This is a genomic window from Blastomonas sp. AAP53, from assembly GCF_000331245.1.
Classification (GTDB): Bacteria; Pseudomonadota; Alphaproteobacteria; order Sphingomonadales; family Sphingomonadaceae; genus Blastomonas.
The window spans coordinates 66,363-80,261 of record NZ_ANFZ01000018.1 but is presented as its reverse complement, the minus strand read 5'-3'; the positions used below and the strand labels follow the sequence as shown (position 1 = coordinate 80,261).

The 13,899-nt window shown below is 65.6% G+C and carries 11 protein-coding genes; 3 read left to right on the top strand and 8 right to left on the bottom strand.

The annotated features are described in order from the left end of the window. Nucleotides 1–8 precede the first annotated feature (8 nt). The 8 genes from nadA to D618_RS19130 all read right to left on the bottom strand — a co-directional run bounded on the left by nadA (nt 9) and on the right by D618_RS19130 (nt 11,005). Nucleotides 9–1,016: a quinolinate synthase NadA gene (gene nadA, locus D618_RS0114305; protein ID WP_017672217.1), complete on the bottom strand. Its 1,008-nt coding sequence runs from the start codon at nt 1,014–1,016 to the stop codon at nt 9–11. Beyond that, the gene (locus tag D618_RS0114300) at nt 1,013–1,636 is read right to left on the bottom strand and encodes a DUF4230 domain-containing protein (RefSeq protein ID WP_017672216.1); all 624 of its coding nucleotides are present in this window, start codon (nt 1,634–1,636) and stop codon (nt 1,013–1,015) included. Before D618_RS0114300 ends, nadA begins: the two co-directional genes overlap by 4 nt. Next, nucleotides 1,626–2,501: an MBL fold metallo-hydrolase gene (locus D618_RS0114295; RefSeq protein ID WP_017672215.1), complete on the bottom strand. Its 876-nt coding sequence runs from the start codon at nt 2,499–2,501 to the stop codon at nt 1,626–1,628. The genes D618_RS0114300 and D618_RS0114295 overlap by 11 nt, the downstream gene beginning before the upstream one ends. An 83-nt stretch (nt 2,502–2,584) precedes the next feature. Further along, nucleotides 2,585–4,411 carry a M56 family metallopeptidase gene (locus D618_RS18565; RefSeq protein WP_017672214.1) on the bottom strand — a complete coding sequence of 609 codons (1,827 nt, stop codon included), beginning with the start codon at nt 4,409–4,411 and terminating at the stop codon, nt 2,585–2,587. Further along, nucleotides 4,408–4,779 carry a BlaI/MecI/CopY family transcriptional regulator gene (locus D618_RS0114285; protein WP_017672213.1) on the bottom strand — a complete coding sequence of 124 codons (372 nt, stop codon included), beginning with the start codon at nt 4,777–4,779 and terminating at the stop codon, nt 4,408–4,410. Before D618_RS0114285 ends, D618_RS18565 begins: the two co-directional genes overlap by 4 nt. 220 nt (nt 4,780–4,999) lie before the next feature. Further along, the gene (metZ, locus tag D618_RS0114280) at nt 5,000–6,208 is read right to left on the bottom strand and encodes an O-succinylhomoserine sulfhydrylase (RefSeq protein ID WP_017672212.1); all 1,209 of its coding nucleotides are present in this window, start codon (nt 6,206–6,208) and stop codon (nt 5,000–5,002) included. Nucleotides 6,209–6,290: 82 nt separating this feature from the next. After that, complete coding sequence (locus D618_RS18560) at nt 6,291–6,821, bottom strand: hypothetical protein (RefSeq protein WP_017672211.1); 531 nt, start codon at nt 6,819–6,821, stop codon at nt 6,291–6,293. Nucleotides 6,822–6,829: 8 nt separating this feature from the next. Beyond that, a complete protein-coding gene (locus D618_RS19130; RefSeq protein ID WP_017672210.1) occupies nt 6,830–11,005 on the bottom strand; it encodes a hypothetical protein in 4,176 nt (1,391 codons plus the stop codon). Between the two features lie 267 nt (nt 11,006–11,272). Here D618_RS19130 and astD point away from each other — a divergent pair, with 267 nt between their 5' ends. The 3 genes from astD (at nt 11,273) to D618_RS0114255 (ending at nt 13,897) form a co-directional block, all read left to right on the top strand. Next, nucleotides 11,273–12,682 carry a succinylglutamate-semialdehyde dehydrogenase gene (astD, locus tag D618_RS0114265; protein WP_026091700.1) on the top strand — a complete coding sequence of 470 codons (1,410 nt, stop codon included), beginning with the start codon at nt 11,273–11,275 and terminating at the stop codon, nt 12,680–12,682. Between the two features lie 112 nt (nt 12,683–12,794). Continuing rightward, nucleotides 12,795–13,610 carry a uroporphyrinogen-III C-methyltransferase gene (cobA, locus tag D618_RS0114260; protein WP_026091699.1) on the top strand — a complete coding sequence of 272 codons (816 nt, stop codon included), beginning with the start codon at nt 12,795–12,797 and terminating at the stop codon, nt 13,608–13,610. Continuing rightward, on the top strand, nt 13,607–13,897 hold the full coding sequence (locus D618_RS0114255) for a DUF2849 domain-containing protein (protein WP_017672207.1): 291 nt from the start codon (nt 13,607–13,609) through the stop codon (nt 13,895–13,897). The genes cobA and D618_RS0114255 overlap by 4 nt, the downstream gene beginning before the upstream one ends. Nucleotides 13,898–13,899: the final 2 nt, after the last annotated feature.

The following is a 13,899-nucleotide window of genomic DNA, read 5'->3' as shown; positions in this document are numbered from 1 at the left end:
CCAGATGCTCAGTCCTGGTGCGCGAGATCGGGGCGTCCCAGATCGCCCTGCCCCACGGTATTGCTCGCCATTTCGAGCATCCGGTCGAGTGACTTCTTGGCGTTGAGCCGCAGCTCCTCGTCCATCTCGATCCGCGGTTCCAGATCGCGCAGCGCCACGTAGAGCTTTTCCATCGTGTTGAGCGCCATGTACGGGCAGATGTTGCAGTTGCAGTTGCCGTCCGCTCCCGGCGCGCCGATGAACGTCTTTTCCGGCACCGCCTTTTCCATCTGGTGGATGATGTGCGGCTCGGTGGCGACGATCACCACCTCGCTGGTGGTTTCCTTCGCGAACTTCAGGATCGCGCTGGTCGATCCGACCATGTCGGCGTGGTCCAGGATATGCGCCGGGCACTCCGGATGCGCTGCCACCGGCGCATCGGGGTATTGCGCCTTGAGCTTGAGCAGTTCGGTCTCGCTGAACGCCTCGTGGACGATGCACACGCCCGGCCACAGCAGCATATCGCGGCCCAGCTTGCGCACCAGATAGCCGCCCAGATGCTTGTCGGGGCCGAAGATGATCCTCTGGTCAGCCGGAATCTGGCTGAGGATCTTTTCTGCCGAAGACGAGGTCACGATGATGTCGGACAGCGCCTTCACCTCGGTCGAGCAATTGATGTACGTCAGCGCGATATGATCGGGGTGTTGCGCGCGGAAAGCGGCGAACTGGTCGGGCGGGCAGCTGTCTTCCAGGCTGCATCCAGCGTCCATGTCCGGCAGCACCACGATCTTGTCGGGGCTCAGGATCTTGGCAGTTTCGGCCATGAACTTGACGCCGCAAAACGCGATGACGTCCGCGTCGGTCTCGGCCGCGATCCGCGACAGCTCGAGCGAATCGCCGACGAAATCGGCAATGTCCTGCAGCTCTGGCTTCTGGTAATAATGCGCCAGGATCACCGCGTTCCGTTCCTTGCGCAGCCGGTCGATCTCGGCGCGCAGGTCGAGGCCGGACAGGTTCTCACGGGGTTGGGCAGTCATTGCAGATTCGCTCCCTGGTTGGCAATTCGCACGGTCACTACAGCATCTTCCATTCCTGCGCCGCTCAAATACGCACGCGCATTGCGCGCGATCGCGTCGCGCGCGCTGGCACGGGCGATGGCGACCAAGGATTCGTTGCGCGCCAGTGCCCTGGCCTGCCTGAGCGCGCTCGCCGAATTGGCCTTGAACAGCCGTTCGACACTGGCCCCGGTCACCCACAGCCCGTCGCGATAATAGCGCGCCTGCTGTTCCTGCAGGTTGGGCGGCTGGATCATCACCGGCGGCGCGGTGATCGTCATCCGCCGCTCGGCCTCGTTCCAGACGATCGCATCAGCGCTCAGGCTCGCCATGTTGACCGAATAGCTGACCGTGGCTGGAATGATCGCGGTCTGCTCGCTGTCGAACATGCCGATGAAGCCGGGGTCCTTGTTGGTGACGACGGGCACAACCTGCGCCACCAGCACGACCAGCCTGTTCTGCCGCTCAAACCCTGCAAGCATCGCCTCGGCCGAGACCTCGCTGTCGTCCTCGATCAGCCCCGATGCCAGCCAGGTGGCGCCCGCCCCGAGGGCCAGCGCACCTGCCACCATCAACCCGACGGTGGATCCCTTAAGCGGCATCGGCGAGCACCCACAGATCGCCATCGCGCGTCACGGCGCCGCGGTTTTCCAGATCGATCAGATGCGCCAGCACTGATCGGCCGGCCGCGCCGTAGAGGCGGGTGTCGATACCCTTGTACATCTGCGGCACCATGTCGGGAATCGCCTGCGGCCCGCCTTCCAACTGGCGCAGAACCTGACGCTCGCGCTGCTTGCGATGCCCCATCATGCCGCGCACCAGCTGCGCGGGATTCTCCACCGCTGGCCCGTGCGCGGGGTAATAGATGCGGTCGGAACGCTCCTGCAACTTGGCGAGGCTCGCCATATAGGCGGCCATGTCGCCATCGGGCGGCGAGATGACGCTGGTCGACCAGCCCATCACATGATCACCGGTGAACATCGCTCCGCTTTCCACCAGCGCCAGGCAAAGGTGATTGCTGGTGTGCCCCGGTGTTGCAACCGCCTCCAGCGTCCAGCCATCGCCGGAAATCCGCTCGCCATCGGCCAGCACCCGGTCGGGCGCGTAGGTTGTGTCGAATGCCTCGTCAGAGCGTGGACCATCGTCTGACAGCATCAGCGGCGCACAGCCGATCACCGGCGCGCCGGTGCGCGCGGCCAATGGTGCGGCAGCCGGGCTGTGGTCTCGGTGGGTATGCGTGCAGACGATCGCGGCGATGCGCGCCTCGCCGACGGTCGCCAGGATCGCCTCGATATGCGCAGGCTCGTTCGGACCGGGATCGATCACCGCAACATCACCGCCATTGCCCACCACATAGGTCTGGGTGCCGGTATAGGTGAAGGCAGACGGGTTGCCAGCCAGCACGCGGCGCACCAGGGGTTCGATGGTTTCGGCAAGGCCGGTCGGAAGATCAGCAGGCAGTTCCATCGCGCCTAAGTGGCACCGATTACACCAAAGCGAAAGGGGCAGCGCAAACTTTGCGCCACCCCTTGCTTATGCTGCAGCAGCGATCAGTTCTGTTCGGCAAGCCCCTCGCGCATGTCGCGGCGGGCGTCTTCCATATCCTTGCGCAGATCCCGGCGCGCCTCGGCCAGGCCCGCGCGCATTTCGCGCAGGCCCTCATCGAGCCCGCGCAGTGCCTCGGCGCGATCGGCATCGCTCAGCCACTTGTTGCTGCGGATCTCGGCGCGGGCGATTTCCATGCTGCGACGCGCCTCGGCCATGCCCTTTTCGATGTTCGCTGCAATTTCCGCCTCATCGGGCATCACCTGACCGCAGGTGACGACCTTGGTGCGCGTGACATTACCGTTCTTCGTCTCGGTGTGCGTCATGAACGCGGCGGACTTGGGCTTGCCGTTGCAATCGCTGGTCTGGACGCGCAGCTTGTGCCCCTTGCCCATTTCGATGACGTAATTGTCGGCCGACCCGGTGCGGACAATAACCCGATGGGCACGGTCCATCGCATCGGCCCGGTTACGTTCGGCCCGGTCCATGGCCAGGGCCCGCGCCTCGGTAGCCGCAGCCACGGCATCGGCCTGAGCGACCGCGCGATCGGCCTCAGCCACCGCCAGATCACTTTCGGCCAATGCACGCGACGTTTCGGCCTCGGCGACCCTGCGCTCGATCTCCGACCGACCAGCAGGGCCATCGAGACGCAGCGTGATGTTGTTGTCGCCGCGCCGCACGGTGTAGATATACACGCCATCCTTGACCACCGGGGTGAGCGGCGCATCGAGAGCCTCCGGAGCTTCGGGGGCGGCAAGGTCTGCCATTGCGGCAGGAACCTGCGGCGCTGCAGGCGGCCGGGGACTAGCCGGCGACAACGGCTCACCGACAGGTTGGATCGCATAGCTGACCGTCGCGGTCATCGCCATCGCGGTGACCAGGCTTGTACCGATCAGCGTACCACCCAGCCATTTACGCGCGCGCGAGGTTTCGCTCTGCTTCATGATCTTCAGCCGTTCGACGATCTTGTCCTTGGGATTGAGCGGACTGGCAAAAGCGAGCGTGTGGCCCGTTGCTGCCTTGGCGATGGCGCGGGCATAGGCGACGCGTTCAGTCGCGCTGCGCTGGTGCAGCACCCGCGCATCGCAGGCGGCTTCCTGGTCGAAGCGGAAGGCGCGCCACGCCATCCAGGCGATGGGGTTGAACCAGTGCAGCGACAGCATCGCCAGTGCAGCGAAATTTGCCCAGAGATCGCCCGCGCGGTGGTGCGAACGCTCATGCGCCAGCGCCAGCTCGCGCTCCATCGGATTGTACGCGCGGGTAAAGCCGATCGGCAGCGCGATATACCGCCGCCACAGGCCAAAGGCGAACGGCCCGGCAATCCCGGCGATCTCGATCACGCGGATGCCATCGATCCGCGAAACTTCAACCGCATCGTCCAGCAGCTCACGCCGGTTCTGCAGATAGGTGGAAAGCTGGGCAATCAGGAAGATCGCAGCGCCGCACAGCCAGACCGTGACGCCGATCGCAAACCAGTCGGCATCGGCCAGCAGGCCTTGCACCAGCCCCGGATCGGGCATGGCATCTGCCGGAACAGCCGCTTCTGCGACCGGGAGCAACGCGCCGTCCGCCGCGAAACTTTCCGGTACCGCAGGCGCGCTCACCGGCATTTCGATGGTGCGCGTGAGCGGCGGCATGAACAGCCGTGCAAGCGGGATCGCCCAAAGCGCGTAGGCCATCTGCGCGCCGAAATGGCGGGCCACCGGGCGGCGCAGCACCAGCACCAGCGCCATCAGCGCGGCGGTGACGATCAGCGTATCAACCAGCCACGCGCCGGCATTGCCATGCGCCAGGTCCGCCATCGTATCAAAGCTCAGCCATTGCCCGATCATGACTTCAACTCCCCGATCAGCCGTTCGATTTCGGCGAGATCCTCCGCCGTGAATGTCTTCTGTTCTGCCAGATGCGCGATCAGCGGTGCGGCGCGACCGCCGAACAGCCGGTCGACCAACCGCCGTGATTCATCGCCGACATAATCCTCGCGCGCCAATATGGGGCTGTAGAGATAGCGGCGGCCATCCTGATCATAGGACACCGCGCCCTTGTTGGTCAGCCGCGAGAGCAAAGTCTTGACCGTCTGCAACGACCAGTCGCGCGCATCGGCCAGTGCGTCTGCCACGTCTGCAGCGGTGAGCGGAGAGCGCTGCCACAGCACCTCCATCACCGCATGTTCTGCATCGCTGATACGTTCGGGAGCCATCGAGTCGCCTTGCCTGAAAAAGGGTGTACGACTACGGATGTAATCGAAACGACTACGGTTGTAAACGGGGAATGTTCTGGCTCGCATCCAGACGCCTACCCACCCCTAACCCCTCCCTTCTAGGGAGGGGAACGCTCACCATTCACGGTTTGCGCATCCTGCTCCCCTCCCTGGAAGGGAGGGGCTGGGGGTGGGTCAGGCGAGATAACGCCGGGTCAGCTTACAGCCCGATCTTGCCCAGCGCCCGGTCGAGATCCTCGATGACATCGTCGACATCCTCGAGGCCCACGTTCAGGCGCAGCATGTCTTCTGTAATGCCGACCGCCAGCCGCGCCTCTTCGCCCAGGCCGTGGTGCGTGGTCGAGCTGGGGTGGGTCATCAGTGAGCGGGAATCGCCGATATTGTTCGAGATATCGACCAGCTCGAGCCCATTGAGCAGGCCGTGCGCGCGCTCGCGGCCACCGCCGAGATAGATCGAGAAGATCGGCCCGGCGGCTTCCATCTGCGCCATGGCAAGGTTGTGCTGCGGGTGGCTGGCCAGGCCCGGATAGTTGACGCGCTCGACGCGGCCTTCGAGGAAGGTGGCGACCTTGAGCGCGTTTTCGCTCTGGCGGCGGATGCGCAGGTCGAGCGTTTCCAGGCCTTTGAGCACCACCCAGGCGTTGAATGCACTCAGCGTCGGACCGGTGTTGCGTAGATAGGGCATCAGCGTGTTGGTGACGAAATCCTCGGTGCCGCAGACCGCACCAGCAAGCACGCGGCCCTGGCCGTCCATCATCTTGGTGGCGCTATAGGCGACGACATCCGCGCCGAACTCCATCGGCCGCTGCAAGATGTTGGTGGCGAACGCATTGTCGACCACCGAGGTAATGCCATGCGCGCGCGCAATATCGCACACCGCCTGAATGTCGATGACGTCCATCGTCGGGTTGGCCGGCGTTTCGAAGAAGAACACCTTGGTGTTGGGCCTGATCGCCGCTTCCCACTGATCCAGCTCGCGTCCGTCGATGATCGTGGTTTCGATGCCGAACTTGGGCAGCAAGGTGTCGGTGAGCCAGCGGCACGATCCAAACAGTGCGCGGCTGGCAACGACATGATCCCCCATCTGCAGCTGGGACAGCAGCGACGCGGTCATCGCCGCCATGCCACTGGCCATGCAGCGCGTCGCCTCTGCGCCTTCCATCAACGCGATGCGCTTTTCCAGCATCTCGACGGTCGGGTTCTGCAGGCGGCTGTAGGTCATGCCCGCCTGCTCGCCGTTGAAGCGCGCGGCGGCGTCTTCGGCACAGTCATAGGCATAGCCCGAGGTGAGGAACAAGGCCTCGGACGTCTCGCCGAACTCGCTGCGCGCGGTACCGCCCCGGATCGCGCGGGTGGCGGGGCGCCAGCGGCTGGTGATGGCGGGGTCTTGTCCGGCGTTACGCTTCATGGTCTGGCCTTGTCTGATGCAATGAAAAAACGCGCGCTATATGCGCCGCCCACGCGTCAGGGGGAAGCCGAAAAAGCGTCGGTCACCGCGTCGAATTGCGCCCCCGCTCGGGCGCTTCCTCCGAGGCAATGGCCTGCGGGCTGATCGACACACCGTGCAATCGCCACCGGCCTTCGACCCATTGGAAGAAGAAGTCGAAGAACAAAGCGGTGGGCCGCAGCCCGAAATAGCCGCGCACCCGGATGACGCCCGGTTCGGCGACCGATGGCGGCTCGGTATAGGTCGGCGCCAGCAGCAGCGCGCTCGACAGATCGACCCGGCTTTCGCGGATGCTGGCAAAGATTTCGCCCAGCCGCGCGGCGTTGTTGTTCACCTGAAACCCGGGCGAGGAAATATCGCGCAGCACCGAATAATTGCCCGACAGATTGGCATGGTGGACCGCTGTCATCGTCGACCACAACAGCTTGGCGAGCTCCAGTTCGCTGGGCACGGGCTCCGCCGAGATCGGCGGTTGCGCAGCCTGGGTCTGGGCGTGTGCAGCACCGGACAGAGCCAGGGCAGCCAGCAAAAAGGCCGGAGCAAAACGCCCCGGCCAGGTTTTCAGCAACTTCATAACGCTCCTTACCAGGCGACCTGGAAGCCGCCGCGCGCGCCGACCGAGCCACTGTTGACGCCCACACCCACGCCGGCAGAAACCGTCGCATTTTCCGAAACCCGCGCCGTGATGGCGGTGGTCAGCGATGCCTGGTCTTCATAATAGCCGACGCCGCCCGACAGTGCAAAGGTCGTGCCCGCCGGCAGCGCGGGCGATTCCATCGCCAGTGCCATGGCCACGCCCTCGTTCGCCCGGCTGATCGCGCGCCGGTTGACTTCGGTCAGATCGAACAGGGTGTTCACCTGCCCGTTCAGCACGCTCACCTGCGTGTTGGTGGCGAAGGAATTGACCGCCGGGCCCGCGCCCAGCGTACCGCTGGCATCGGTGGTGACGATCGAGGTGGTGCCGCTTTGCGCTGCGGTGCTCGCCGCCAGATCGCCGATAGTGACCGAGCTGCCGCTGCCGCCCAGCTTGATCTGACCGGCGCGGTTGGCCGTCGCTCCGTTGCCGATCGCGACCGAATTGGCGAACGCGGCAGAGGTCTGGTTGCCGATCGCGATCGCGCCAGCACCCGAAGCAATGGCGGCCTCGCCCACCGAGACCGACCGCACGCCCGATGCCACCGCGAGGTGACCCAGCGCAGTCGCCCGCTCCCCGGTCGCTTCTGCCCGCCAACCGTAGGCGGTGGCGGCGGTGGCGGTGGCCAGCGCCTGTCCGCCAACAGCGGTGGTGGAAGCACCGGTCGCCTGGGTGGCCCGGCCAGCTGTGCCGTCGCGGTTGCCGCCGATCGCGATGGCATCCCCGCCGCTCGCCACCGCCGTGTTGCCGATGGCAATCGCATTCGTGCCGCTGGCGACCGACAGGTTGCCGACCGCGACGCTGAGTTCGCCCGACGAATTGGCCGCTTCACCCACCGCCGTTGAGCGCACGCCCGATGCGTTGGCGAGATGTCCCAAGGCCGTGGCGCGTTCCGCCACCGCTTCGGCGCGCCAGCCAAAGGCGGTCGCGGCCGTCGCCGTGGCGAGTGCACGGCCACCGACTGCCGTGCTCGACTGCGCAGTGGCGACAGCACTCAGGCCCATCGCCACCGATTCGACACCGGTCGAGCGCGCGTCGTTGCCGATCGCGATCGAACCGACGCCCAAGGCAACCGCCCCCAGCGCGTCGGCATCGCCGCCGTCTTCGCCGATGGCGATGGACTGCGCGCCGGTTGCGCGGGCGTTCGACCCATAGGCTGCAGAGCCCGTGCCGGTTGCCTGCGCACCAGCGCCGACGGCGGTCGATCCGGACGCAATCGCGCCCGCGCCGACGGCGGTAGCCCCCGCACTGAGCGCTTGTGCGCCCTCGCCCACGGCGGTCGCATCGGTGGCGCTGGCGACAGCTCCACTACCCACGGCCGTGGTATCCGGCGCAGAAGCTGCAGCCCCGTTGCCGACCTGCGTGCTGTTGTTGCCGGTGCCGGCAAAGGCCGTCGCCGGCGCTACTGCCACGGCCGTGATGTTGCCCGCCGAATCGACCGTGAGGAAGAATTGCGAGCCCGCCGGAACGTTGCCGCCCAGCCCTGCAAAACGATAGCTGTGGTTGGCCGTGCCCAGAACGATCTGGTTGGCTGCCGTCGCCGCAGCGCCGTTGCCGATGGCGATCGAGTTGAGGAAACTGGCCGACGACATATTGCCGATGGCGATACCGAAATCGCCACTCGCCGCCGCGCTCTTGCCCAAGGCCAGCGATCGGATGCCGCCTGCCACCGCCTGATGACCGACCGCGAGCGAGAGTTCGCCCGTCGCGCGCGCCTGCCAGCCAAAGGTTTGCGATCCGCGGCCCGAGGCCACCGATTCACCGCCCACCGCAGTGGCATGGAAGCCAGAGGCCAGCGCCTGATCGCCGATGGCGACGGCGTCTTCATCCGACGCTACTGCCAGGTTGCCGACCGCGACCGATGTGCCGAGCGAGGCCGCATTGGTGCTGTTGGTCGAAGCCTGGTTGCCGATGGCGACCGAGTTGATCGCCGAGGCGACCGCGCTCTTGCCCACGGCGGTCGAGCGCACGCCGGTGGCCTGTGCCTGATGACCCGATGCCAGCGACAGATCGCCCGACGCCACCGCCTGCCAGCCAAAGCTCTGCGCGCCGCGGCCCGAGGCCACCGATTCACCGCCTACCGCCGTGGCATGGAAGCCCGAAGCCAGCGCCAGATCGCCAACCGCGACCGCGTCCTCATCGGTCGCGCTCGCCTGGTTGCCGACAGCCACCGCCGTCAGCGCGGTGGCATTGGCAGCTTCACCCACGGCCAGCGAGCGAACGCCGGTGGCATTGGCGAGATGACCCAGAGCATGCGCGCGCTCGGCATTGGCATTGGAACGCCAACCGATCGAGGTCGCGCCCGGTCCGATGGCATCGGCCTCGCCGCCGATCGCGACGGTCGAATTGCCAATGGCCCGTGCCCCGGTTCCTGCATCATCGCCGCCGATCGCCAGCGCATCGACGCCATCCGCCGTGGCATTGTCGCCCAGCGAAATCGCCGACGCGCCGGTGGCCGTGGCGCCGGCCTGTGTGCTGTTGACCGCAAGATAGTTGAGCCGCGTGGAGTTGGCGGTGGTGGATGCCGCCACTGCATTCAACTGGGCCAGGTTCACCGCATCGGTCAGCGAAGTGCCTGCGGCCACGTTCGTGATCTGCCGCTCCGATCCGGCGGCGCCGACCGAGACGGTGTTCACCCGGTTTGCGACCGATCCCGATCCCAGTGCGACCGAGCCCACAGCCGTCGCGCTTGCCGCATTGCCCAGCGCGGTGCTGGTATCGGCAGCGGCATTGGCGCGGCTGCCCAGCGAGGTTGCATTGAGCCCGCCCGCCTGCGCGCTCTTGCCGACCGACGTCGCCTCGAACCCTGCGGCATTGGCCTGGTGCCCCACGGCAACGGCGGTGCGGCCCGAAGCATTGGCCTCCCAGCCGAAGGCCTGCGACCCGACACCCGATGCCACCGACTGGCCACCGATGGCCGTAGCGTGGAAACCGGAGGCGTTGGCCTTGTCACCCAGCGCGACTGCATCTTCCTGCGTCGCCTTGGCGTCATTGCCGATGGCAACCGCCGTGCCGAGCGACGCTGCGCCCGAGGGCGTTGATCCGGTGGTGACCGTCGTCGCATTCTGCCCGATCGCGACACTGCCGGTCGTGGCGGCATTGGAATTGCCACCGATCGCCACGGTGAAATTGGCGCTGGCAGTCGAGACGTCGCCGATAGCGATACCCAGCAGGCCCGATGACCGGGCGAAAGACCCAAAGGCAATCGACCCGAGCGCCGATGCGCCCGAATTGAAACCTCCGGCCAGCGACTGATCACCCGCTGCGATCGCCAAATTGCCCAGTGCGGTCGCATTCACGCCCGATGCATTGGCGCGGCTGCCCAGCGAGGTTGCATTGGCACCGCCTGCCTGCGCGCTCTTGCCCACCGAGGTAGCTTCAAAGCCAGCAGCGTTGGCCTGATGGCCGACGGCGACTGCCGTGCGGCCTGCGGCATTGGCCTCCCAGCCGAAAGCCTGTGATCCTACGCCAGAGGCGACCGACTGGCCGCCGATCGCGGTCGCGTGGAAGCCTGCAGCATCGGCCTTGTCACCCAGCGCGACAGCATCTTCCTGTGTCGCCTTGGCTTGATTCCCGATTGCGACGGCGGTGCCCTCCGAAGCCGCTCCCGACGGCGTGGAGCCCAATGTCGCTGTGGTGGATCCCTGGCCAATGGCTATGCTCCTCGCCGACGAGGAGATGGCCGAGCTACCAATCGCAATCGCGAAAGTCCCGGACGCGTTCGCGAAATCGCCAAATGCATGCGCCTGCTGGCCCGATGCCACTGCAAAATTACCCACGGCGGTCGAGAAAACGCCCGATGCCGTTGCCGATGTACCCACGGCGGTGGCCTGCAAGCCTGACGCGACCGACCGCGCCCCAATGGCGTTGCTGAAGGCGCCCGACGCTGTCGATTGATTGCCGACTGCTGTCGAACCAGGTCCGCTGGCGACCGAGCCCTCGCCGCATTCAGTCGAGCCACCGACGTCGTCTGCATTGCCCGCGATGCCATCCGGGCCCGCGTTCGTGTTGCAAGGCGCGGTTGAATCGGCAAAAGCCGGGCTCGCGATGGCGATCGCTGCAGCGCTCGACGCCACAAACAGCGTTGCGCGCAACGCTTTTGCGTTGTTGGGGAAAGTTTTCATGGGTCCGCTCCTTGTTCACTGACAAGGCGGGTTTTGCCCCCGGCTTTACCTTACTCATGCGACCCTGTTCGCCGAGTGGTGTTGACCAGCCGGCGCGGAACGTAGCAGAGCATATCCGATACGCAAGCCCCCCCAGATCGCCCCAAAATTGTCACACACAGGTTCAATAGTTTTCGTACCCGGCTTTCCTTGCTATCGCTCGCGCCAGTCGGCATATCGGGCCCTGGCCTGCCGGTCAGCAAAGCGTGTCGCAAGAAAGCGTGTTAATTGCCTGAGCTAGTTTCCTTTGAGCCTGCCACCGGGGACCGTTTGTGGTCTGGTCCGTATGGCGATGTCGATGCAGAGGTCGCCCGCGCCCGTGCGGCATTCCCGGAATGGGTCGCGATGGCGGTTACCAAGCGGATCGAGCTTTGCCGCCGATTTGCCAACCAGGTCCGCGCTCGCTCAGAAGAATTCGCCGAACTGATCGCGCGCGAAACCGGCAAGCCGATCTGGGAATCACGCACCGAGGTGGAATCGGTCGTCGCCAAGGTGGATATTTCGGTCGCCGCCTATGCCGAGCGCACATCGCAGCGCAAGCTGGACAGCGCATTGGGCGGCACCATGGCGCTGCGCCACAAACCGCACGGCGTGATGGCGGTGCTGGGGCCTTACAACTTCCCCGCGCACCTGCCCAACGGCCACATCATACCAGCGCTGATCGCGGGCAACACCGTGGTGTTCAAGCCATCGGAAAAGACCCCCGCAGTCGGCGCGATGCTGGTCGAATGCATGCACCAGGCCGGCATTCCCGAAGGGGCGGTGCGTCTGGTGATCGGCGCGGCGAACGAGGGCAAGGCCCTTGTCGAGCATGAGGATGTCGACGGCGTCCTGTTCACCGGCTCTGCCACCACCGGGATTGCGATCAACCGGACCCTCGCCTCACGTCCGGACAAGATCGTCGCGCTGGAAATGGGCGGTAACAACCCCATGGTGATCTGGGACACGCCCTGCGTCGCCGATGCCGCATCGCTGATCATCCAGTCCGCGTTCACCTCAGCCGGGCAAAGGTGCTCTGCGGCGAGCCGACTGATCGTCCGCGACACGATGTACGATGCCGTGATCGGTGAAACCAAGAAGCTGGCGGATCGATTGATCGTGGGCAAGCCGTTCGATGATCCGCAGCCCTTCATGGGGCCTGTGATCGACAATCAGGTGGCCGATGGCCTGACCGAGAGTTTCCTCTATTTCCTCACCAACGGCGGCCGTGCGATCAAGCACCTGGTGCGCCTGGACGACCGGCTGCCGTTCCTGTCGCCTGCGATCATCGATGTCACCAACGTCAAGGAACGACCCGATGTCGAACTGTTCGGTCCTTTGCTGCAGGTGGTGAAGGTCAGCTCTTTCGAGGAAGCGGTGAACGAGGCGAACAACACCCGCTTCGGCCTGTCCGCAGCGCTGGTGGGTGGCAGTCCGCAGCACTACAAGCAGTTCTGGGCGAACATCAAGGCCGGCATCGTCAACTGGAACCGCCCGACCAACGGCGCTTCGTCCAAGGCGCCGTTCGGCGGCGTCGGCCTGTCCGGCAACCACCGGGCCAGCGCCTATTATGCAGCGGATTATTGCGCCTATCCGGTCGTCTCGAACGAGATGGAACAGCCCCGCGCCAATATCGGCATCGGACTGAAATCGGACTGACCCCGGGGCGCATGAGCCTCCCCAAAAAGCAAAACTAACCCCCGGCCAAGCCGTTCTGCTTTGCATGTCGGGGGCGCTGCGACCAGATGCACCGTTGGAAAGGACCAACGGCATGACGCATCCGCACGAACATCACGACCGCTCGATCGGCACCGTCTGGCTGGTGGGCGCAGGCCCGGGAGATCCCGACCTGCTCACGGTCAAGGCTGCAAGGATCATCGCGCGTGCCGCGCTGATCGTGCACGACGGATTGGTCGATGATGCGATCCTGGCGCTGGCCCGCCCCGATGCCCGGCTGATCTCGGTCGCCAAGAAGCGCGCGCGGCACACATTGCCGCAGGACGATATCAACGCGCTGCTCATTGCAGAAGCGCGCGCGGGCCATGATGTCGTGCGATTGAAGGGCGGCGATCCGTTCATATTCGGACGCGGCGGCGAAGAGGTCGATGATTGCCGCGCCGCCGGTGTTCCGGTCGAGGTCATCCCCGGTATCAGCGCCGCCAATGGCAGCGCGGCCGCCGCGCAATTGCCGCTGACCCATCGCGACCTGTCGAGCGCGGTCACGTTCGTCGCGGGTCAGTGCAAGGGCCTGACCGAACAGGACTGGTCCGGCCTCGCCGGCAAGGGCCGCACGCTCGTCATCTACATGGGCGTCGCCACCGGCGATGCGATTGCCGAAAAGCTGATCGCCGACGGTCTGTCGCCCGATACTCCCGTTGCGGTGCTCGAAAAGGGCACCCGCGCCGACATGCGCACTTTGCGCACTTTGCTCACCGATCTGGGTCCGATGATCGCGCGCGAAGCCGTGGTGTCCCCGGCGCTGATCGTCATCGGCGACGTGGTGACGCGCGCCCGCGCCACCGATTGCATCCCCACGCTCTTCGCCCAGCACCTGGAGCCAACACCTTCTACGGAGTCCTTGGCATGAAAATCCTCACCGGCAACGACCTGAAGACCGGAGATGTCATCTGGTGGGCGGGCGATACCCGCTGGTCGCGCCATCTGGCGGACTCGGCCGACGCCGGTGACGAGGCCGATGCCATCCTCAAGCGCGAGGAAGCCGCGCTGCGGGTCAACGTTCCCTATGTCATCGACGGCAAGCAGACCGAGCAGGGGCCGATGCCGCTGCACATCAAGGAGCGTGTGCGCGCCTTTGGACCCACCGTGCGGCCCGATCTTGCCATCAACACCAGCATTCCGATCCTGAAGGTTTAAGA